This window comes from Paraburkholderia flagellata, from assembly GCF_021390645.1.
Classification (GTDB): domain Bacteria; phylum Pseudomonadota; class Gammaproteobacteria; order Burkholderiales; family Burkholderiaceae; genus Paraburkholderia; species Paraburkholderia flagellata.
The window spans coordinates 610,958-632,616 of record NZ_JAJEJT010000003.1 but is presented as its reverse complement, the minus strand read 5'-3'; the positions used below and the strand labels follow the sequence as shown (position 1 = coordinate 632,616).

Below are 21,659 nucleotides of genomic sequence, written 5' to 3'. Positions count from 1 at the left end.
CGTTGGCCGAGCTTGCATGCCATTAGCCGTGACGCACCATGCCAAGCTCGCACTCGACGAGTTGCGCGTCGAAGAGCGCGCGCTCGCGTGTAGCGCGCGCAGAGTTGTCGGTCAGCGAGAACAAGACAATTGCGGCGAACGCGGCGGCCATGGAAAACAGCGCGGGATATTCATACGGGTACAGCGCGTGGGCGTGCCCGAGCACCTGCACCCAGACGGTTGGGCTCAAGACCGTCAACGTGACGGCGGTGGCGAGGCCGACCAGCCCGCCCAGAACCGCGCCGCGCGTGGTGAGGCCGCGCCAGTAAACGGAAAGCAGGAGCACCGGGAAGTTCGAGCTGGCCGCGATCGAGAATGTCAGGCTCACGATGAAGGCGATGTTCTGCTTTTCGAATGCGATGCCGAGCAGAATCGCCAGCACGCCCAGCACGAGCGTGGTCATGCGCGCCACGCGCATTTCCTCGCGGTCCGAAGCTTTGCCTCGGCGCAGGACGTTCGCGTACAGATCGTGCGAGATCGCAGACGAGCCTGCCAGCGTGAGACCGGCCACGACGGCGAGAATGGTTGAGAACGCAACGGCGCAGATGAACCCGAGAAACACGTTCCCGCCGACCGCATGCGCGAGGTGGATGGCCACCATGTTCGTGCCGCCGATCACGGCGCCCGAAGCGGTATGGTATTGCGGGTCCGTGGCGACGAGCGCGATGGTCCCGAAGCCGATCACGATAATGAGCGCGTAACCGACGCCGACAATGCCCGTGGCGTAAAGGATGCTCTTGCGCGCCGCTTTGACGTCGGCGACGGTAAAGAATCGCATCAGGATGTGAGGCAGGCCGGCCGTGCCGAAGATCAGCGCAAGACCCAGCGATACCGCGGAAACGGGATCCGAAACGAGGCCGCCCGGACTCATGATGGCGGCGTGCTTCGGATGCGCGATGACCGCCTGGGCGAATAGCGCATTGAGACTGAAGCCGAAATGCACGAGAACCATTAGCGCCATGAAAGCCGCGCCGGCAAGCAGGAGAACCGCCTTGATGATCTGGATCCACGTTGTCGCGAGCATGCCACCGAAGAAAACGTAGATAACCATCAGCAGTCCTACGATGACGACCGCGAAGGTATAGTTCAGGCCGAACAGCAATTCGACGAGCTTGCCCGCGCCAACCATCTGCGAGACCAGGTACAGCAGGACGATGACGATGGAGCTGGACGCCGCGAAGGCTCGTATGGGCTGCTGCTGAAGGCGGTAGGAGACCACGTCCGCCAGCGTGTATTTGCCCAGGTTGCGCAGCGGCTCGGCGATCAGGAAGAGAATGATCGGCCAGCTCGCGAGAAAGCCAATCGAGTAGATCAGGCCGTCATAGCCGCTCGTGAAAACCAGCGCGGAAATGCCGAGCAGCGAAGCGGCCGACATGTAGTCGCCCGCGATCGCCCAGCCGTTCTGGAACGCGGTGATCTTGCCACCGGCGGCGTAGTGGTCGGCCACGCTGTGATTTTTGCGGGCGGCCCAGCGGGTGATGAATAGCGTCGAGGCCACGAAGAGCAGGAACATGCCGATCGCGATCGGATTGTGTCCGCGCGCGAGCGACGAGGGCTCGGCTGCGAGTGCGGGGAACGCAACGAAGGCGAGGACCGCAGGCGACAGAAGGCGCTTCATTGACCATCTCCTTCGCGGATCGCTGCCGCCATGCCGTCATGAACCGAGTTGGCTTGACGGACATATACGGCGACAAGAACGAACGTGAAAACGAACATGCCAAAGCCGACCGGGATACCCCACGTGGTCGGTTCGCCGGACACGATCGGCGTGCCGAGCAACCTGGGCGAGAATGCGAGGGTCAAGATGAAGGCGAAATAGATCGCGAGCATCAGGAAGGTCAGCGACCACGCAAATGTCCGGCGTCTTTTGACCAGCTCGCGAAAGCGTGCGTCGTTGAGCAGCGGATGCGCTGCGGGAACGGGTGCGGCCATGCTCTCCATGGCGGCGCCCGCGATTGCTGGGACTGGATGTTCCACGATGTCTCCTCAATGTCGAGTACGGTGTAGCCGATAGGCGGCGCGGCTGACCTGCCATGTCAGCCTCCGCTTGCGCTCAGAAATGCGCGGGAACGGCGGTTTCCCGCATCACCGCTTCGGGTGTCCGGTAACGCTCAGCCATTTCGCGTTCGGTTTCGTCCTTGAGCTGCGCCTGCATATAGGCGCCGAGATGGCGGGCGTGCTGGACGATCGCGATGCCGAATTGCGTACGCACGTTGCTATAGTCGGCTAGCGCATCGAGTGTGTCCGCGTTGCGTGTAAGGGCTGCTACCAGCGCCATCGCATCGCCAGCGGCCTTCGTCACGCCCATGCCGCAATGGGGCCGCGCGACGAAGGCGGCATCGCCCAGGAGCGCAATCCTGCCGAACGCCATCCTGGGGACTTCGAGATCGAAGATCGGCTGGAAGAGCGGTTGCGTTGCCCGCGTGACGACTTCGGCAAACTGGGGCGCCAGAAGGGCGAACGCGGCCTCCTCCATGTCGGCGAGCACTTCGCGCCGGATGTGCGTCGGCGCAATGCCGCCCGCCCACACCTTGCCCGTGGCGTCGGTCAGCAGGTTGGGCAAATCCGTGTCTTCGCTGGTGGCGCGATACCAGACGAAGTTGTATCGCCGCTCGCCGGATTTCGTGCTATTGCCTTGCCCGGCGACTGGATAGCCGATGATCTGCTCCCGCTGAGGCAGGCAGAACGCGAACTTTTCGAAGAGCGCAGCATGGGTTTCGCTGGACAGCGCAGCCTCGTCTACGAGACCGCGCCAGGCCACGTAGCCGGCGTACTTGAGCCGAGCTTCGGGCAGGAACTTCTCGCGCACCGCGGAGCGGAATCCGTCGGCGGCGATCACGAGGTCGGCGTGAACGGACGAGCCGTCGGAAAGCGTGACAGTGGCGCGCTCCGGACCGTCTGCAATGTCCGTCACGCTCGCGCCAGAGTGGTAGTGCTGATCCGGCAATGCGGCGCGCAGCGCGTGGTACATCTTGCTCCATGCCGTAAGTGTTTGCGGGAGTTCGCGTTCGGAAACAATCGAGCCGTCCTGCGCGAAGGTCACGCGCGATTGCACCTTTACGCCGATCGATTCGTCGATGCGCACGCCGGCGGCGGCCATCACCTCGAACAATTCTGGGTGCGTTACGATCCCCGCGCCGCGGCCGGACAGTTCCTCCGGCACGCGCTCGAATACGTCGACATCCCAGCCGTTGCGCAGCAGGAGATTCGCGGCGAAGAGACCGCCAAGCGAGCCGCCGATGATGGCCGCTTTCCGGTTTGTGGAAATGTTGTTCATGTCACGCTCCATTGGCGACTGCGTTCTGCGATTGGGCCGCGCCTGGAATGCTCAAATGAGCCACTTCGGCAGCGGGGAAATTGAGTTCGATGGTGACGCCCGACGGGTCTTCGATGAAAACCTGGTGGAGTCCAAGGCTGGGTACAGTACGGTCGCGCCACGCGATGTTCTCGGCGCGCAGCGTCTTCCACATGGCTTCAACGCCGGTGGCGAGAAACGCAATATGGTCGACAGTGCCCGTTCCGGTTGCAGGCAGTGTCTTGTCGCCCAGATAGGCAAGGAGTCCTTCCGGATTGTCGGGATCGACACCGATGATGTGAACCGTGCCGTAGTCGCCTTCGTCGCCGCCCTTGTACAGCCAGGCGCCGGGGAAGTCGAACGGAGGGCGATAGCCCTGCCTGAAGCCGAGCACGCGCTCGTAGAACCGGCACGATTTTTCGAGGTCTAGCGTGCGAATCGAGTAGTGGGCGAGTTGTGTAACGGGCATGATGTGCTCCTGCTATTTATCGATCGATTACTGATCGGTTGATAAATTCTAGTGCAAAAATGATTTCGAGCAAGGTCCGCTTGAAACGGTGTTAACCCTGGGCGTGAGCCAGCATGACGAGTGGACGTTGGAAGATGAGGCTGCGCTAATAGCGCGTGCGGAATACCGAACGAGTGTCAGCGTGGAAGCGGCGCACATAGGCGGCGTTTCCTGCCGTTTGACGACGCTGTTCCGGTGGCTATGCGACACTATTAATCTAATGATAATTAGATAGGGGCGACATCGCCTTTGGTCCGCGACAAGCCTGAATGGGCGGTGCGGGTTGCCAGCAACGCAATGCTGTATTGCGCCCAGCCTGGATTCTGAATTGCGTCCGTCATGACTACGCTAATGACCTATCCGCAGGGCCAAACCGAAGGAGCAACAACATGGCTGATCAAACATCGCGTCACGCAGTGATCATTGGCGGTTCGCTGGGCGGGCTCTTCGCCGCCGCGGCCTTGCGAGCCGTCGGCTGGACGGTCGATATCTACGAGCGCTCGATTAGCGAACTGGACAGCCGGGGCGGCGGCCTCGTCATGCAGCCAGATCTGCTCGAAGCATTCCAGTTTGCGGGCATCGCGCACGCGCCGCAGCTTGGCGTGCCATCGCGGGACCGGCAGTATCTCGATGCGAGCGGCGCGGTGCTGTTCCGTCAGCGCATGCCGCAGGCGCAGACCGCCTGGAGCGTGCTGTACAACACCTTGAGAGCGGGACTGCCCGATGGGGTGGTTCATTCGGGCGTTGCGCTCTCGGACTTCGAACAGGACGGCGCTTGCATCGACGTGATGCTGTCGAATGGCCAGCGTGTTCGCGCGGATCTCCTGATTGGCGCTGATGGCCCGTATTCGACGACGCGCTCACTGCTGTTGCCCGACGATTTTCCCGACTACGCGGGATATGTGGCCTGGCGCGGTCTCCTGCCAGAAACGGCTGTCGACCGGACGACCGCGGCCAGGCTCGCCGATGCGTTCACGTTCCAGAGCGGCGACGGACATCAGTTGCTGACCTATCTCATCCCTGGCGAGGATGGTTCGACTCGTGCGGGGGAGCGGCGCTGGAACTGGGTGTGGTACCGGCCTTTGGCAGCGGGTGCGCCGCTCGACGCTGCGCTGACCGACCGGCACCGTGTGCAGCGTGCGCTGTCCGTTCCCCCCGGTGCCCTCAGCGACGAGATCGGCGCCCGTCTGCAGGCAGACGCCCGCGAGCAACTCGCGCCCGCGCTGGCCGCACTGGTTCACGCGACCGAAGCCCCGTTTCTGCAGGTCATCCAGGACTATCGGGCGCCCAGGCTCGTGTTCGGCAGGGCGCTGCTGCTGGGCGACGCGGCCTTTGTCGCGCGGCCGCATACTGGCGCGGGCGCTGCGAAGGCCGCCGCAAACGCGGTGGCCCTTGCGCAGCGGCTGCGCGACCCCGAAAGGCCGATCGACGAGGCCCTGAAGCAGTGGGAAGCGGTGGAGTGGCGCAATGGCGTACGTCTGTGCGAGTTCGGCGTCGATCTCGGCGCGCAGATCATGGGTGACCTCAGCCCGCACCCGGCGCCATGACGCGCCGTTGAGAAACAAGGCCCGTCATTTGCTGCCGCGAAGTCACGAAGGAGGCGGCCGTCGCGATAGTGGGCAGGGGTTACTAGCGCGACCGAAATTGCCGGATGCTCGTGTGAGCGCGCCGCGGGCGCCGCTCATCACTCCGCCCGGCGCCGCCATGCCCCCGGAGACGTGCCGACGATCCTGAGGAACACGCGGCTCAAGTGGCTTTGATCCGCAAAGCCGCAGGTCGCCGCGATCTCCGAAAGCGTCATGTCCGTGGCGTCCATGAGCTGCCGCGCCTGCTCCGTGCGCTTTTCCAGCACCCATTGGTGCGGCGTTTGCCCCGTTTCCTTCGCGAACGCACGAATGAAATAGCCGCGCGACAGGTTGCATTCGCGAGCGACATCGGCAATCGAGAGCCCGTTGCGAGAACAGTCAAGCAGCATGTCTTTCGCGCGGGCCGCGCAGGCACGTGACAGTGCTCCCTTAACGCGTTCATCGGTGGCCCGCAGGTTGCCGTATTGATGCGAGAGATGCGTGCCGATCGCCACGCCGAGCTGCTCGATGAGCAGCGCGTTGACGTGGCCGGACGTTTCGAGGCTGGCAGTGAGTGCACGCGCGAGATGGCCGAGCACGACGTCTTCCTGCTCGACCGCGCAGGTCAGCCCCTGAACCGGAGGCACATTGTGCTCGTCGGTCAGGTGATTCAGGAAAGCGCGAGACAACTCGACCAGCAGAAAGTCGAAATTGCCGTATAGATCGGCCCGGTAGTCTTCGGAGAAGTCGCGGATATAGATCGAGTTGTCACGAAAGCGCCGATCGATTGTCTGCGCCCCGCGGAAGATCTTGCGCCGGTGACCGCTTCGCAACGAGACGCCCACGAGAAAGCCGCGCTCACATCCAGGCATGGCGATGCGTTCCAACTCCGGCTTGTCCATGCACTTGCGAAAGAACGTGATGTCGCCGTTCTCGACTTGCACGTCCCGGCGCAGATTGGTGGAAACACACCCGAGCGAGTCTTTCGAACCGGTTGATGTATTTGGCATGAACGCTGATGAAATCATCGGTGCTACCCATCGAACTGGATGCGGCCTCCGGTAATGCGTTGCAATTATGGCGCAGAAAGAAAAAACGCGCTGGCTGCGTGAACTGCAAAAGGGGGCCGCATAGTTGGGGCATCGAATCGTCTTATTGTTCGGGGTCCGGCCGGCGCGTTGCCGGTATCTGAAAGCGCCATTAAGCATATTTAAGTGCCGGAAAAGGACCTTTTAATGCCACGTCGCTAAGCTCTGTTCCGGATGCGGGCATGGCCTGTTTGCATCGTGGACAACAGCAACGCGCAGACTCATCACGCGCCACCTCGCGTACGGGTCTGCAACGACGGGGAACAACGATGAACTTGCAAGAAAACGCGATCGCGCCGTCGCCGACGCGACGCCGAATTCTCTCGGCCAGTGCAGGCGTGGCCAGCGCGGTCGCCATGTCGGGCCTGCCCGCGGTGGCGTCGGCCGCCAGCGGCACCGCCGCGCATACCGGCAACGGACATCAGCGCGGCGCCAGCTACGTGAAGGCCAAGGACGGCACCGAGATCTACTTCAAGGACTGGGGCACGGGGACCCCGGTGGTCTTCTCGCACGGCTGGCCGCTTTCAGCGGACGCGTGGGATCCGCAGATGCTCTTTCTGGTGAATCAGGGCTATCGCGTGATCGCGCATGACCGTCGCGGGCACGGGCGCTCGGGCCAGCCGTCCGCCGGCAATGATATGGACACCTATGCAGACGATTTGGCGGCCGTGCTCGATGCGCTCGATGTGCGCAACGCGATGCTCGTCGGCCACTCGACGGGTGGCGGCGAGGTCGCGCACTATATCGGACGGCACGGTTCGAAGCGGGTGGCAAAGGCGGTGCTGATCGGCGCCGTGCCGCCGCAGATGGTCAAGTCGGCGACCAACCCCGGCGGCCTGCCCATGTCCGTGTTCGACGGCATTCGAGACGGCGTGGCAGCCAACCGCTCACAGTTCTATCTCGACCTCGCAACGCCGTTCTATGGGTTCAACCGCCCGAACGCGAAGATCTCGCAGGGTCTGATTCAGGACTTCTGGCGGCAGGGCATGCAAGGCTCGATCAAAGGCCAGTACGAGTGCATCAAGCAGTTCTCCGAGGTCGACTACACGGAAGACCTGAAGAAGATGGACATGCCGACGCTCATCCTCCACGGCGACGATGACCAGATCGTGCCGATCGACGATTCGGCACGCCTGTCGGCGAAGCTCGTCAAGCACGCTACGCTCAAGGTATATCCCGGCGCGCCGCATGGCATGTGCAGCACGCATTTCGACCAGGTGAACGCGGATCTGCTGGCGTTCCTGAAGGAATAAGGCCGGCTTCGAGGAAAGCCGCCCGGCCGCCTGCGGTGTTGATCGCATTCGAGACAGAACAGCAGGCGGCACACTCGATACCGGTCGAATTCATTCGAAGAGATACGTATGAGCGTTCAGAGCTTCGTGGAGACCGCCGACGGCACCTCACTCCACTTCAAGGACTGGGGCGCCGGACGTCCGGTCGTGTTCATCCGGTCGCGGGCAGTGGTCCGGCTCGTCCGTCACGCGCCGCTGGAAATCTACGAAAGTGCGCTGGCCGCCTTCGCTCGCGCGACCTGATCGGCGCGAGCACGGAGCGCGTGATGAAACCTGAACCTGCGGCATCGCCAGACGAAGTGGCGGGCGTGCGCATTCCGCGCACCGCGCTCGCGACGCTCGCCGTCGAGAACGCCTGCGCGGCGCTCGATCCGGTTCTGGTCGGACACGCGCGTCGTGTGTTCGTATTCGCGGCGCTTACCGCCCGTCGAGAGCGTCATGTATGCGACGCGGAAACGCTCTATGTGAGCGCGATGTACGCCAACATGGGCCTGAGCCCAGCCTATGCGCATTCGAACTTGCGTTACGAGGTGGACAGCGCCGACGCGGCGCGCGCGCTGCTTGCGGGTGTCTCTCCCCACGTGGTCGAGGACGTGTGGCGTGCGATCGCCCTGCATACCACGCCGGGCATTCCGGAGCATGTTTCGCCGCTTGCGCGCCTGTTGGCGCAAGGGGCGGCGACCGATCTCGTCGGTACGAACTACGACGCGTACACGTGCGCCGAGCGTAAGGCGATTCTCGCGGCCTATCCGCGCGAAGCCACGTTCAACGAAGACGTGATCCGCGCGATAGGCAGAGGCGTCGCACATCGACCGCACACGACGAGCGGCACGTGGAGCGCGGACATTCTTGCCCGCCTCGATCCCGATTACTGCCGGCTGAATTTTTGCGGGCTGATTCTCGGCTCGCGCTGGAGTCAGCCGGACAAGAACCCTTTCTCCCACTCAAGAAGACAAAAATCATGAATCACCGTGTCATTGTGACGCTGGCGGCACTTGCATTTACGAGCGCTCAGGCCCTGGCCGCCGATGCGGCAACGTCTTATTCGCCGCCTGTCGTGACGCACGCGCCGATCGCCGCATCGGGTGCTGCACAGGAGAAAGCGGCGCACCAGGCGGCTCACAAGGCCGCGAAAGCCGCCGACCGCAAGCTGGCGGCAAACGTGCGCAAGGCGGTCACGAAAGAGGGGGGCGTGCCGATGGCGAACGTCGTCGTGCTCGCGAAGTCGGGTGTGGTCACGCTCACCGGATCGGTTCCAGAGATTACCCAGATCGCGGCCGCACAGCAGCGCGCGCAAGACGTGGAAGGCGTGAGCCAGGTCGTCAACCGGCTGACGGTGCGCACGGCTGGCAACTGAGCGGTTCATGGGGCGCCGGAAGTGCGAGTTGCCGAGCCGCCCGGCGCCGTCATGGCGTGAGTCCGCACATTCGGACAGGCGCACGCTGCCCGGAAGCTCAGCCAGCGCTATGCCGGCTTGCGCGGCTTGCGGCGCGACTGCTTGAGCGTATGGGGCACGCCATTGAGGAAGGCGTCGATTTGCTGGGCGATTTGCGCGTCGATATCTTCGGGCACCGGCAGGGCGTAAATCCACTTGCGCACACCGATATAGAAAATGCTGGCGTGCAGGCTCCAGATCAGTTCGAGGTCGGACGCGCGCTCCGTGGCGGTCGTGGCGGCATCCGCGCCGTACGCTACGCGGATCTCGCGCATCATCGGCATGAATACGCGCTCGCGCAGGCGCCCGAGGTAGCGCGAGTTGATGCCTTCCTTGGTGAGCCCGGCGAAGATAAAGATGCGGATCCACTCGCGCCGCAGGATCACTTTCGAATAAGCCGTGTAAAAGCGCACCATGCGTTCCTGAATGGGAATCGCGCGGTCCGTTATGAGTTTTTCCCACGCCGTGTTCCACTCGTAGACTTCGTCGTACACGCGGTCGATCAGCGCTTCCTTGCTGGGGAAATAGCGGTACAGCAGCGGCTGGGTGACGCCGAGCTGGCGCGCCAGCTCGCGCGTGCTCCCGGAAAATCCGTGCGTCGCGAAATGATCGATGGCCTTGAGGACGATTTGCCGCTCGCGCACCTCGGGCGGCAGGCGCCGCCCCGCGCCGGGCTGGCCGGCATTCGTGGCGTCGTCGGGCGGCTCGGTCCGCGCGGATTCTCTACGGGGCATGCTGGATCCACTCCTCGATGGGTGCAGTGGATCATACAAACTTTGCCCCCAGGTGGCTAGCGGCCGCCGGCCCCGGCGGCGGACCGGAAACGGCCAGAAACGCGGCCTTTACACCTCGATGAGCTTCCTCAGCGCGTCGCCCGCCAGCGGCATTTCGCGCACCCGCTTGCCGGTCGCGTCGAACAGCGCATTGGCGAGCGCGCCCGCGGTGGGGCCCATCGAGGCCTCCGCCGTGCCGAGGAACGGCGCGCCGGGCCGGTCGATCAGGTGCACGTCGATGCGTCTCGGCACCGAATCGAAGCGCAGGATCGGGTACGTTCCCCAATCGAAGCTGCGAATGCGGCTCGTGTCGTAGCGCAGTTCCTCGTGCAGCGTCCAGCTGGCCGACTGCACGATGCCCCCTTCGATCTGGTTGCGCGCGCCGTCGGGATTCACGACCTGGCCGCAATCCACGGCGGCCTGCGCTTCTTCGAGCCTCACGAGACCCGTTTCGGGCTCGATGGAGATTTCCACCGCGATCGCGACATAGGCCATCAGATTCTTGTACTTCGCGAACGCGAAGCCTACGCCGCGGTTGCGCGCACGCGGCGGCCGCGGCCAACCGAACCGCTTCGCCGCAAGCTGGATCACATCCCGCGCGCGCGGGTCGTCCATGTGACGCAGACGACACTCGACGGGATCGATGCCGGCCATGTGCGCGAGATCGTCCATCGTGCTCTCGATGGAGAACACGTTGGTATGCGCGCCGAGCGAGCGCATCGCCGAAGTCTGCAGCGGCATGGTCGGCGAGAAGTTGTTCATCACCTCGATGTTCGGCAGCGTGTAGAGCGGAATGCCATTGCGGTCGCCGCCGCCTTCGGGTTGTAGCATCGGCGTCGAGGGCGCTGAAACAAAGGGTTTCTCGAGCATCCGTGCGGGCAGCAGACGCCCGGCGTTGACGATGCGTTCATTGTGCGAGCTGCTCCAGAGCGCGTATTGCCAGTCGACGATGCGCCCGGTCGCGTCGATCGACGCCTTTACCTCCGTCACCATCGCGGGCGTGAAGTGGTCCCACGTGTGCTCCTGTTCGCGCATCCACTGCACGCGCACCGGATGCCCCGGCATGGCCGTGGCGATCAGCGCGGCATGCGCGGCAGCATCATCGGCGCCGTTGTGGCCGTAGCAGCCGGAGCCTTCAGCGTGGACGCAGCGCACGTTCTCCTTTGGCATGGAAAGCATTTCGGCCAGCGCTTCGCGCAGCGGATAGACCCCTTGCGAATGGGTCCAGACGGTGAGCTGCCCGCCGTCGAGATGCGCGACGGAGCACGAAGGTCCGATCGAGCCGTGCAGCAGATACCGCTTGATGAAGCGCGCTTCCAGCGTTTTCACGGCGGGCGCGGCGGCGGCATGATGGTCCGCGATCTTGATCTGCTGCGTGCAGAGCGGTTTGAGATCGCGATGCACGGTAGCCGGATCGGGCAGGGCGCGTCCAGGCGACCATTGGCTGCTGGCCGCAAGGGCGCGTTGCGCCGTCACCGCTTGCCATTCGCCTTGCGCAACCACGGCCAGCATGCTGCCGTTACGCACGATCTTGACGACGCCGGGCATCCTCATGATGGCAGCTTCGTCGAATGCAAGTAGCTTCGCGTCGTACACGGGCGGCATGACGACGCGCGCGTGCAACATGCCCGGCAGCTGCATATCGTGGACATAGCTCACGCCGCCCGTGACCTTCGACGGTATATCGAGCCGCGGGAGCGGTGTGCCGATCACGCGGAACGTCTTCGGGTCCTTGAGCGGCGAAGTGGGCGTTGCGTTGCGATGCAGGTCCACGAGGCCGACGGCTTCGCCGTAGGTCATGGTGCGGCCGTCCTGGGTGCGAATAACGGCATCGCTCGATGTGAGCCCGCTCGCGTCGACGCCAAAGCGCTTTGCGGCTGCGTCGACGAGCAGGCCGCGCACCTGCGCGGCGGCATTGAGCAGCGCAGTGCCGCTGTCGGCCATGGTATGGCTGCCCGCCGTGAGGCCCTCGTCGGGCGAGGCGCCCGTGTCGGCGGTGAGGAACGTGATGAGCGAGGGCGCCATGTCCAGCTCTTCGGCCGCGACCTGAAGCAGCGCCGTGCGCACGCCCGTTCCGAGTTCGACCTTGCCCGTGAAGACCGTGACCTTGCCCGCGGGCGTGATCTTGATCCACGCATCGAGCAGCGGATTGGTCTTGAGGCTGCCCGCAAGCGCCTGGGTCTCCCTGGCGACGTGCACGGCCGCGCCTTCGTCGGCGATGACTTCCTGGGCAAGCACGTCCGCGCCCTTTACCATGCTGAATGCGACGAAGAGCGCGCCGGAAATCATGAAGTGCCGGCGGCGTTCGTCGATGGGGTCGTCGTCGTGGCGGCTCATGATGCGGTCTTCGCAGCAGTGATGGGATGCGCGGCCGGGGCGCCCGCCTGAGGCGCGGCCAGGCCCGCGACGTCGCGGATGGCGGCGAGAATGCGCATGTGCGTGCCGCAACGGCACAGGTTCGGCTCCATCTGCGCGCGCAACTCCTGCTCCGTGGGATGCGGGTTGCGATCCAGCAGTGCCTGCGCGCGCATGATCATGCCCGCGATGCAATAGCCGCACTGCGCCGCCTGATGCTTGATGAACGACTGCTGCAGCGCGCCCGGATGCGTTGCGCTGCCCAGGCTTTCGAGCGTGCGAACCGGCCGCATGCCGATCGCGCTGACGGGCACGAGGCAGGAGAAGGTCGCCTCGCCGTCCACGATGACCGTGCACGCGCCGCATTGACCGAGCCCGCAGCCGAACTTCGCGCCATGCAGCTTGAGATCGTTGCGCAGCGCATAGAGCAGCGGCGTGGAGGGGTCGATGTCGAGCGAATGCTGGACGCCGTTTACATTCAGTGAAATCATCGCGCACTGTCCTCCTTTCTGAGTTGGGCGACGAGGGGTTCGGCGTCGGGCCAGGCGGGTCGTGTCGAGTAGGTGCCGCGCACGTAGGCGACGAGGTCGGCGATTTGCCGGTCGTCGTAGACGCCCATGAACGCGGGCATGTAGTTCATCGTGTCCGCGCCGTGCCAGGTGATGCCATTCAGGATCATCTGCACGGCGTTGCGCGGCGTGCCCGAGTTGACAGCCGTGCTGAACGCGAGCGTCGGGCGCTCGCCGATCGTCTGCATCGGCGAGCCCGGGCCGTGGCATTGCGCGCAGGAGGCGTTGAAGAGCACGGCGCCACGCTGTTCGGCGGGCGTGGCCTCGCGTGCCGTGACGCGCACCGCAGGCGAGGCTTCACGCGGCGCACCCTTCTGGAGTGAGAGGATGTAGGTGGCAATCGCCTCGACGTCTTCCTCCGGCACGCTCGCGAGGTCGCGCGTGACCGGCAGCATCGGGCCCGCGGCGGCGCCATGCTCCGAGGCGCGTCCGGTGCGCAGGTAGGCGACGAGCTGCGTCTTCGTCCACGGCTTCGCCGCGCTGTCGAGCGCGTTGAGCGGAGGCGCTTCCCAGCCGTCCACCACGCCGCCGTCGAATGCGCGGCCCGCTTTCTCACCGCCGATGGCGTTCAGGGGCGAATGGCACGAGGCGCAGTGTCCGAGACCATCCACGAGCAGCTTGCCGCGATTCCACTGCGCGTCCTGTGCAGCGTCCGCCTCGCGGGGACCTGCGCGCAGGAACAGCAGGTTCCAGAAAGCCACCGGCGGCCTGAAGTTCAGCGGAAAAATTAACTGGTTGGCCGGTGCGCTCGCCTGAACCGGTTCGCGGCTCATCAGGTAAGCATAAGCCGCGGCGATGTCGTGGTCGGACATGCGGGTGAAATGCACATACGGAAACGCGGGATAGAGCAGATGCCCGTCCCGCGAGATTCCGTGCCGCACGGCGCGTGCAAAGGCGGCCTCGGACCACGCGCCGATGCCCGTTTGCGGGTCGGGCGTGATGTTGGTCGCGTAGATCGTGCCGAACGGCGTGGCGAGCGGCAAGCCGCCCGCAAACGGGCGGCCGTCCTTCGCCGTGTGGCAGACAATGCAGTCGCCGAGCGCGACCACGCGCGCGCCCTCGCGCTTGAGCTGCGCATCGAAGCTGTCCGGCGATGGCGGCGTGATCGGCGCGATGGGCGGTTTGTACATGATGGCCACGGCGGCCGCCAGGCCCGCGACGATGATTGCCGCCGCACCGATCCAGAGTCGTCTGCGGTTCATGAAGGCTCCCGATGTGCAATGGCACGCGCGCCCCGGGTCATCGCGCTCGCTACCGCGCGCCGCATGGGCACGAAGCCTGATAACTCGAAGTGGCTCAGCAAGTTGGACATAGTCAGGATTCCTGAAGCGGATGAGACGGTCGGGCGACAGTCAGCAAGATGCCGCGCGCGGGACCACGCGCGCGGCAGACCGGTCAAAGCGTGCTTGCGCTCGCGCGCGCATGCGGGCGGCCGACGAGCAGAAAGTGGACGAACGAGACGAGCGGGAAAGCTAGCGCGACGACCGCGATGAGCGTCCAGCCACCATGTTCGTACAGCGTGCTTGCCAGCGCCGAGCCGAGCGCGCCACCGACGAAGATGCTCGTCATGTAGAGCGCGTTGAGGCGGCCGCGGCTCGCCGCGTGAAGCGCATAGATTTCCCGCTGCCCGAGGACCATGTTCATCTGTACGGCGAAGTCCAGCACGATGCCCGTGACGACAAGACCGTACACGCCGAACGCCGGATGAATCAGCGCGGGCGTGTAGGCCAGCGCGGCAGCGATCAGGGCGATGAACGTGGCCCGCACGGAGTGGCCCGCGTCGGCAAGGCGACCGGCGACCGGCGCGGACGTCGCGCCGATGGCGCCGACCAGCGCGAAGACTGCGATGGCCGACTGCGAGAGGCCGTAGTGGCGCGTGAGCTCGATGGGCACGGCGGTCCAGAACAGGCTGAACGAGGCGAACATCAGCCCTTGATAGAGGGCTCGGTGGCGTAGCACGGGCATGGTGCGCACGAGATGCAGCAGCGAACCGATGAGTTCGAAATAGGACGCCTGGTGCTCGGGCTGGCGGCGCGGAATGGTCAGCGCGAGGATGGCTGTGACCAGCGCCATGAGCACGGCGGCGGCGGCGAACACGAAGCGCCAGCCGAAATGGTCGGCGACGACGCTCGAGAGCGGGCGCGCGAGCAGGATGCCCAGCAGCAGGCCGCTCATGATCGTACCGACGATGCGGCCGCGCGCATGATCGGGCGCGAGGTGCGCCGCTAGTGGAATGAGGATCTGCACGGCAACGGAGCTGAAGCCGATCAGCAGCGAAAGGGCGAGGAACCAGCCCGGGGAGTGCACGAGCGAGGCCGCCGCGAGGCTCGCAATCGACACGAGGGCCGTCGTGATCATGAGCTTGCGGTTTTCGAGCAGATCGCCGAGCGGCACGATGAAGAACAGGCCGAGCGCGTAGCCGATCTGCGTGAGCGAGACGATCAGGCTCGCAGAACCGGCGGACATGTGCAGCGACGGGCCGATCAGTTCGGTGATCGGCTGCGCGTAGTACAGGTTGGCGACAATCGCACCGCAACTGAATGCGAACAACGCGATGAGTCCCTGGGTGAGCTTGATTGCCTGCGTCTTGTGGCCAAGCGTGCTCGAGGGCGTGGGCATGATGGTTCCTTGAACGATGTAGTCACTGTGGCGGGCGGTTCGATCCTCGACAGCAGCCGGTGCCCGTCGCCGCGACACCGGAACGGCAGAGGCGATGTCGGTTGCGTAAAGCTTAGGCACTTGTCGGCGTCGCCGGAATACACCCGCGGCGCAACCGCCCGTTGCTTTCCTCGCAACGTAAAGGCTGCGATCCTGTCCGTCTGCGTGCCCCTCTGTGCCGCAGCAGGTCCCGTGGCGGCGCTCCTGCCGCAGCGCCCGCGTCCTCGTGACGCTGGAAGAGTGTCACGATGCGCCTGAAAAGTCTTGAATCTGACTGTTAATTGTTGCGCGCGCCCGCAGCGCACCGGCGCTGAAAGCCTCACGAAATGATCGGACGATAAAAAAGGGGTGCGCTTGCGGCTTTCAGCGGCTGCGTCCGGGGACGCGCTGGCATAATCGCCGTCATGGACAAGCTACTCGCGCTCAACACCCTCCTCGAAGTCGCCGACGCCGGCGGTTTCGCCAAGGCCGCCCAGCGTCTTGGCGTGGCGACGTCGTCGGTCACGCGGCTGATGGACGCCCTCGAGGCCGCGCTCGGCACGGCGCTGCTTACGCGAACGCCCCGCCGCGTCAGCCTGACCGAAGCGGGCACTGCGTACGTGGAGCAGGTCTCCAGGATCCTCGACGACCTCGCCGAGGCCGACGAGAGCGTGCTCGACAGCGGCGCCGCGCCGGCCGGCGCGCTGCGCATCACAGTGCCGTCCGTCTATAACCGCATCGTGCTCGCGCCGCATCTCGCGGCGTATCTGCGCGAGTATCCGCGCGTCGCCCTGGATGTCGTGGTCGCCGATCATTTCGTAGACCTTGCTGTCGAGCGCATCGACGTCGCGGTGAGAATCGGACTGCCGTCGGGGGATCCCAATCTCATCGTCAAGAAGCTGGCCGGGAACCCGCGCATCGTCGTCGCGAGCCACGAGTATCTCGAACGCGCGGGCATGCCCCGGCATCCCGGCGAAATCGCGCAGCACGAATGCGTGCGCATCGCGTATGGCGGTAGTTATCGCGCGCACCAGGCCTGGACGTTCTCGCGCGGCGATGTCGAAGAGAAGGCGAACGTGCGTGGGCGGCTCATTTCCAATAACCTCGACATGCTGCTGGAAGCGGCGCTGGCCGGCCAGGGACTGGCACTCCTGCCCGCGTGGCTCGTGAACGACCATGTCCGCGCGGGCCGCCTGATGCACTGCCTTGCCGACTGGAGCGTGACGCCGCACAACGGCGACGCCGTCGCTTATGCCGCGTATCTTCCCAACCGGCGTCATTCGACCAAGGTGCGTGCATTACTGCAATTTCTCGAGGCGCGGGTGAGGCAGGAAGCGGGCTAGGGTGCCGCGTGCTTCGCGGGATCCGCGTCGTAGTTCAGCGGAATCCATCTATATCCGCCGCCGTCCGGGCGAACGTGCCCGAGACCGGGAAACGCGATGTGAGCGGCCCCGACCACGTAATGCTGATTCGCGGCCAATGCCAGCAGGTCGTAGCGGGTTTGCTGGGCGGCGGAAGCGTCCGAGTCGTACTCGACCGTGGCGGCCGGATCGCGCAGCTGGATCGAAGCAACGTGGATCACGTCGCCCCACACGAGCAACGTTTGATTTCCGCTTTGCACGACGTAGGCCGTGTGGCCCGGCGTATGGCCAGGCGCCGCGAGCGCGTGGATGCCGGGTGCAACCACGGCGTCGCCGTCGAACGGCTGGAAGCGCCCTGTGGCGACGTACGGCGCAACCGATTGCGCTGCCGCGTCGAAGAACGAACTGAGGAAGGCCGGCGCTGCGCCCTTGTTGCGCGCGTCGAGCCAATAGTCAGCTTCACGGCGTGACGCCCGCACGACGGCGTTGGGGAAGGCCGCCTTCCCGTTCAGATTGACGCCGCCCACGTGATCCTTGTGCATATGCGTGAGCAGTACCAGGTCGACCTGTTCCGGCCGATAGCCCGCTGCCCGCAGGTTGGCGAGCAGGCGGCCGCAACAGTCGCCGTAGAGCACGCCCGCGCCCGTGTCGATCAGGATGAGCTGACTGCCCGTATTGATGAGAAACGCATTGATGGACCCCTGCACGGGCATCGAAAGATCGTCGCTTGCCAGATCGTGGTTGACCTGGTCGCGCGTTACGTTCGTCATGACGGTGTCGACGGGAAAGTCGTGTGTACCGTCGAGGAGGGTGGTGACCTCGTACGAACCCAGCATCATCCGGTAGAAGCCCGGGCCCTGGGTACGCACTTCCGGCGCCGCCGCATGCGCGGACTGGACGAGCAAGAACAGGAAACACAGTGCCGGCGCGAGGTAAATCGCGCACGCAGCGAGCATGCGCGATTGCGCGACGCGCCGTGCAGCTGAATCGTGGATCGGGATGGCGTCCATAGGATAGGGAGAAGTTGAGGGCAGCGGATCGGGTTATCGCTGGCATCGATTCTCGTCGGCAACCTGTTGGGGCAAAAGTAAAGTGTTCTGAATCATCCTTTTTGGAAAGCGCAGACGCGCCATGACGCGAGAATTCAGAACAATTCAGAGGCCATTAAGGCGTGCGGCTCCGAGTGCTGTCAGTATGGAAGGCCCCGTGCTAGCCGTTTCAGGCACTGCCTTTTCTCGCGAGCAGCAGCGCGCAAACAATGCCAGTTGCCGCGCATGCCGCATGCGAGCCGGGAAAACAATCGCGACTCGAATTTGAGAGCGGCGGCAAGCGCACGCGGCGCCCGACCACCAGGCAAGACGCATATGATCGACGCAGACGATACGAGCACAAGCACGCAGTCACCCGAATCCGAACACCCGTTTTCGTCGCTGGAACATCGGCGGCACCAGATGTTTCCCCGCCTTTCCAGCGCGGAGATCCATAGCGCGAGCCGCTTTGCACGCCGCAAGGCGTTCAAGGCCGGGGAGATGATCTTCGAAACCGGGCGTGTGGCAGAAGGGTTGCATATCCTGCTGAGCGGCCGCGTCCGAATCGACTCACGCGACGCACAGGGGAGCACGACGCTCATCACCGAGCATCGCGACGGGCATTTCATGGGCGAGATGGTGCAGCTCACCGGCAAGCCGTCCCTCGTCGACGCCATCGCGCTAACCGACTGCGACACACTCGTGCTAAAGCCCGAGCAGTTGCGCTCGCTCATCGTCGCGGACGCACAGCTCGGCGAGCACATCATGCGGGCGTTGATCCTGAGGCGTCTTGGCCTCATCGAGCAGGGACTCGGGCCCATTATCGTCGGCTTTGGCGATGACGCGCGTCTTGTCCGGCTGCAAGGCTTCCTGCGGCGCAACGCGTATCCCGCAGCCGTAATCGATGCGCGCAACGATTCGGAAGCCGTACGGTTTCTTGCCGGGCTCACTTCGAAGCCCGAAGATTTCCCCCTTGTCTTTTGCCCGGACGGAACGGTCCTGCGCGCGCCGGATGAAGTGGAACTCGCCACGCGGCTTGGCCTAGTGCCGACTTTCTGTGCTTCGCAGTGCTACGACATCGCGATCGTCGGAGCCGGGCCGGCAGGTCTCGCGGCGGCGGTTTACGCCGCATCGGAAGGGCTATCGGTGGTGGTGTTCGATCGGCGTGCGCCGGGTGGCCAGGCTGGCGCGAGCGCACGCATCGAGAATTATCTGGGCTTTCCGACGGGCATCACGGGGCAGGCGCTCGCGGCGCGCGCATTCCAGCAGGCGCTGAAGTTCGGCGCCCACGTCGCCATTCCGACTGCGGTCGAGCGTATCGAGCGCACGTCCGGCAAGTTCGCGCTAGCGCTTTCCGATCGGCAATGCGTTCGGGCGCGCGCAGTCGTGGTGGCGAGCGGAGCGGCGTACCGGAGGCCTTCCGTGCCAGGCTTCGAGGATTTCGAAGGCAGAGGCATCTACTACTGGGCGTCACCCATCGAAGCGCGTCTCGTGCGAGGCCAGGACATCGTGCTGATCGGCGGCGGCAATTCGGCGGGGCAGGCTATCGTGTTTCTCGCCAACTTCGCAAGAAGCGTACGCGTGCTGATTCGACGGCAGAATCTCGAAGCCACGATGTCGCGCTACCTGATCGACCGCATCGGCGCCCTGCATAATGTTTTGATTTGCGCGGACTGCGCTCTCGAATCGCTGGAGGCGAGCAACGGAAGTCTCGAGCGCATTCAGATCCGGCACCGGGACGCGGGCTGCGAGAGCATCGAGACCCGGCATCTTTTCCTGTTCATCGGCGCCGACCCAAAATCCGACTGGCTGACATCTATCGGCGTACAACTGGACGAGCACGGATTTGTCATGACCGGTCCGTCCGACTCTGGCAACCGCACGGGCTGCCTCCCCCTCGAGACGAACGTGCCAGGGCTCTTCGCCATTGGCGATGTGCGCTCGGGCGCGGCGAAACGCGTGGCCTCGGCGGTAGGCGATGGCGCGGCGGTAGTAGGGCAGATACATGCCTGGCTCAGCCGGTGCGCGGAGAAAAGCAACGATTCCTGAGGTATGCATGCGGGGCTGGCGTAACCGAAGCCCTACCGACCGGCACCACGCCTTATGGTTCGAGCAGGCGAAGCAAACGCAACTCCTCGAGATCGAGTTCGGATTCGATGCGATGCAAGACCGCATCGTCGACCTTGCCGACGCGGTGCAGGTCGAGCAGCGTCGCGCGCGACACGCCGACGAGTTCGAGCTCGACGCGCAGGAAGCGCGCGCGATCCTCGACCCGTTCAACGCCTGACGTGTGCGCGTCCTGGTTCGCGCTCACGCGGATCCGGTATTCGGCGCGCAGCCGCTCGAGGGTTGCGCGTTCGACACCGGACACGCGCTTGCCGATATCGTCGAGTGCGGCAAGGGACGCACCGAACGTTTGCGCGCGCGCCTCGTGCTCGGACATGGTGTGACGCGCGGCCGGGCGCAGCTTCAGCAGCCGGATGAGTGGCGCAAGACTACCGCCCTGCACGACGAGCGTCGCGATGATGAGCAGGAAAGTGCTGAACACGATCAGGTCGCGGCCCGGGAAATTGCCCGGCAACGCAATCGCGGCGGCAAGACTCACGACACCTCGCATGCCGGCCCATCCCAGCACGACGGCCTCCGCGAACGACCATGGCTGACCACCCGCGCGTCTTGCGCGCAACCGGCTCGGCAGCCAGACCGCAGCGAACACCCAGACGAGGCGCGCGACGATTGCCGCCGCTGTCGCGGGCAACGCGACGCGCAACCCGGCCGCCAGCACGGTGCTTTCGTGATGCACGCCCGCGAGAATGCCATGGAGCGCGAGGCCGATCAGGATGAAGACGAGCGCATCGAGTGCGAACACGATCGCTTCCCAGGTCGCCTTGGCCTTGATGCGCATGTCGGCGTCGAAGACGCGGTGCTGGCGCACGCCGAGCACGAGACCGCAGGTCACCACCGAGAGCACGCCTGAGCCGTGCACGGCCTCGGCGATGCCATAACTCGCCCATGCCATCAGGAAGGTCACGACGATGCCGAGCATCGGATCGCGCAGACGCGGCAGCACCCAGCACATGGCTTGGCCGCACGCGAGACCGACCGCGACGCCGATCAGCGTCAGCGCAAAGAACAGCCCCGTTGCGCTCGCGACGGTGATCGTGGCCGCGAGCGCGGCGGAAACCGCCATCTGATAGAGCAGCAGCCCCGATGCGTCGTTCACGAGGCTCTCGCCTTCGAGCACAGCCACGAGTCTTGCGGGCAGTGGATGGCGCTGGAGGATCGCCTTCGCGGCGACCGCATCGGGTGGCGAGACGATCGCGCCAAGCGTGAAGCATGCAGCCCACGGCAGGTCCGGATTGAAGGCGCGCACCGCGACGGCAACGGCAACGGTTGTGAACGTGACCGCACCGAGCACGAGCGAGGTAATGGTGCCGAGTTCCTGCCTGAATTCCTTCCATGCCGTATAGAACGAACTCGACATCAGCAGCGGCGGCAGCACGGCCGCGAGCAGCAAGTCGGGATCCATGTCGGGAACGCGCTTGCCAGCGACCGCAATTACGCAGCCGCCCAGCAGGAGCACGACGGCAGGCGGGATTGAGACGCGCTCGGCGAGCCAGGTGAGCGCGCCCGCACCGCAGATCAGCAGCAGGAGGTAATGAAATAGCTCGACGTTATTCATTCGCGTGCAAAGGGTTATGCAGCGCGCAAACG

General features: G+C 64.8%; 19 protein-coding genes. 7 read left to right on the top strand and 12 right to left on the bottom strand.

The window, feature by feature from the left end:
* Nucleotides 1-22: 22 nt before the first annotated feature.
* The 4 genes from L0U83_RS26515 to L0U83_RS26500 form a co-directional block, all read right to left on the bottom strand.
* Nucleotides 23-1,657 carry a cation acetate symporter gene (locus tag L0U83_RS26515; protein WP_233887130.1) on the bottom strand — a complete coding sequence of 545 codons (1,635 nt, stop codon included), beginning with the start codon at nt 1,655-1,657 and terminating at the stop codon, nt 23-25.
* Nucleotides 1,654-2,016 carry a DUF485 domain-containing protein gene (locus L0U83_RS26510; RefSeq protein ID WP_233887129.1) on the bottom strand — a complete coding sequence of 121 codons (363 nt, stop codon included), beginning with the start codon at nt 2,014-2,016 and terminating at the stop codon, nt 1,654-1,656. The genes L0U83_RS26515 and L0U83_RS26510 overlap by 4 nt, the downstream gene beginning before the upstream one ends.
* Before the next feature lie 76 nt (nt 2,017-2,092).
* Complete coding sequence (locus L0U83_RS26505; RefSeq protein WP_233887128.1) at nt 2,093-3,316, bottom strand: FAD binding domain-containing protein; 1,224 nt, start codon at nt 3,314-3,316, stop codon at nt 2,093-2,095.
* A gap of 1 nt (nt 3,317) precedes the next feature.
* Nucleotides 3,318-3,803 (bottom strand): VOC family protein, encoded by a 486-nt coding sequence (locus tag L0U83_RS26500; RefSeq protein WP_233887127.1) that lies wholly within the window; start codon nt 3,801-3,803, stop codon nt 3,318-3,320.
* 428 nt (nt 3,804-4,231) lie between these two features.
* On the opposite strand from L0U83_RS26500, the gene L0U83_RS26495 reads away from it, so the two are divergent.
* On the top strand, nt 4,232-5,389 hold the full coding sequence (locus tag L0U83_RS26495) for an FAD binding domain-containing protein (protein ID WP_233887126.1): 1,158 nt from the start codon (nt 4,232-4,234) through the stop codon (nt 5,387-5,389).
* A 137-nt stretch (nt 5,390-5,526) separates the two neighbouring features.
* Here L0U83_RS26495 and L0U83_RS26490 read toward each other — a convergent pair whose 3' ends face one another.
* Entirely contained in the window at nt 5,527-6,417 is an 891-nt protein-coding gene (locus tag L0U83_RS26490; RefSeq protein WP_233887125.1) for a helix-turn-helix domain-containing protein, read from the bottom strand.
* Between the two features lie 347 nt (nt 6,418-6,764).
* On the opposite strand from L0U83_RS26490, the gene L0U83_RS26485 reads away from it, so the two are divergent.
* The 4 genes from L0U83_RS26485 to L0U83_RS26470 all read left to right on the top strand — a co-directional run bounded on the left by L0U83_RS26485 (nt 6,765) and on the right by L0U83_RS26470 (nt 9,144).
* Entirely contained in the window at nt 6,765-7,748 is a 984-nt protein-coding gene (locus tag L0U83_RS26485) for an alpha/beta fold hydrolase (RefSeq protein ID WP_373321116.1), read from the top strand.
* A 108-nt stretch (nt 7,749-7,856) separates the two neighbouring features.
* The gene (locus L0U83_RS26480; RefSeq protein WP_233887124.1) at nt 7,857-8,030 is read left to right on the top strand and encodes a hypothetical protein; all 174 of its coding nucleotides are present in this window, start codon (nt 7,857-7,859) and stop codon (nt 8,028-8,030) included.
* A 23-nt stretch (nt 8,031-8,053) separates the two neighbouring features.
* The gene (locus L0U83_RS26475; protein ID WP_233887123.1) at nt 8,054-8,752 is read left to right on the top strand and encodes an HD domain-containing protein; all 699 of its coding nucleotides are present in this window, start codon (nt 8,054-8,056) and stop codon (nt 8,750-8,752) included.
* The gene (locus tag L0U83_RS26470; protein ID WP_233887122.1) at nt 8,749-9,144 is read left to right on the top strand and encodes a BON domain-containing protein; all 396 of its coding nucleotides are present in this window, start codon (nt 8,749-8,751) and stop codon (nt 9,142-9,144) included. Before L0U83_RS26475 ends, L0U83_RS26470 begins: the two co-directional genes overlap by 4 nt.
* 107 nt (nt 9,145-9,251) lie before the next feature.
* On the opposite strand, the gene L0U83_RS26465 is transcribed toward L0U83_RS26470, so the two are convergent.
* From L0U83_RS26465 to L0U83_RS26445, 5 genes are all read right to left on the bottom strand, one after another.
* Nucleotides 9,252-9,956: a TetR/AcrR family transcriptional regulator gene (locus L0U83_RS26465; protein ID WP_233887121.1), complete on the bottom strand. Its 705-nt coding sequence runs from the start codon at nt 9,954-9,956 to the stop codon at nt 9,252-9,254.
* 108 nt (nt 9,957-10,064) lie between these two features.
* The gene (locus L0U83_RS26460) at nt 10,065-12,332 is read right to left on the bottom strand and encodes a xanthine dehydrogenase family protein molybdopterin-binding subunit (RefSeq protein ID WP_233887120.1); all 2,268 of its coding nucleotides are present in this window, start codon (nt 12,330-12,332) and stop codon (nt 10,065-10,067) included.
* Nucleotides 12,329-12,841 carry a (2Fe-2S)-binding protein gene (locus L0U83_RS26455; protein WP_233887119.1) on the bottom strand — a complete coding sequence of 171 codons (513 nt, stop codon included), beginning with the start codon at nt 12,839-12,841 and terminating at the stop codon, nt 12,329-12,331. Before L0U83_RS26455 ends, L0U83_RS26460 begins: the two co-directional genes overlap by 4 nt.
* The gene (locus L0U83_RS26450; protein WP_233887118.1) at nt 12,838-14,121 is read right to left on the bottom strand and encodes a c-type cytochrome; all 1,284 of its coding nucleotides are present in this window, start codon (nt 14,119-14,121) and stop codon (nt 12,838-12,840) included. Before L0U83_RS26450 ends, L0U83_RS26455 begins: the two co-directional genes overlap by 4 nt.
* Nucleotides 14,122-14,314: 193 nt before the next feature.
* Nucleotides 14,315-15,538, bottom strand: a complete 1,224-nt coding sequence (locus tag L0U83_RS26445; protein WP_233887117.1) for an MFS transporter — start codon at nt 15,536-15,538, stop codon at nt 14,315-14,317.
* Nucleotides 15,539-15,981: 443 nt separating this feature from the next.
* Between L0U83_RS26445 and L0U83_RS26440 the strand changes: the two genes are divergently transcribed.
* Entirely contained in the window at nt 15,982-16,899 is a 918-nt protein-coding gene (locus tag L0U83_RS26440) for a LysR family transcriptional regulator (protein WP_233887116.1), read from the top strand.
* Here L0U83_RS26440 and L0U83_RS26435 read toward each other — a convergent pair.
* On the bottom strand, nt 16,896-17,873 hold the full coding sequence (locus tag L0U83_RS26435; RefSeq protein WP_233887115.1) for an MBL fold metallo-hydrolase: 978 nt from the start codon (nt 17,871-17,873) through the stop codon (nt 16,896-16,898). The two genes, L0U83_RS26440 and L0U83_RS26435, sit on opposite strands and share 4 nt — an antisense overlap.
* 408 nt (nt 17,874-18,281) lie before the next feature.
* On the opposite strand from L0U83_RS26435, the gene L0U83_RS26430 reads away from it, so the two are divergent.
* A complete protein-coding gene (locus L0U83_RS26430) occupies nt 18,282-19,994 on the top strand; it encodes an FAD-dependent oxidoreductase (protein WP_233887114.1) in 1,713 nt (570 codons plus the stop codon).
* Between the two features lie 52 nt (nt 19,995-20,046).
* On the opposite strand, the gene L0U83_RS26425 is transcribed toward L0U83_RS26430, so the two are convergent.
* Nucleotides 20,047-21,627, bottom strand: a complete 1,581-nt coding sequence (locus L0U83_RS26425; protein WP_233887113.1) for a cation:proton antiporter — start codon at nt 21,625-21,627, stop codon at nt 20,047-20,049.
* Nucleotides 21,628-21,659 lie beyond the last annotated feature (32 nt).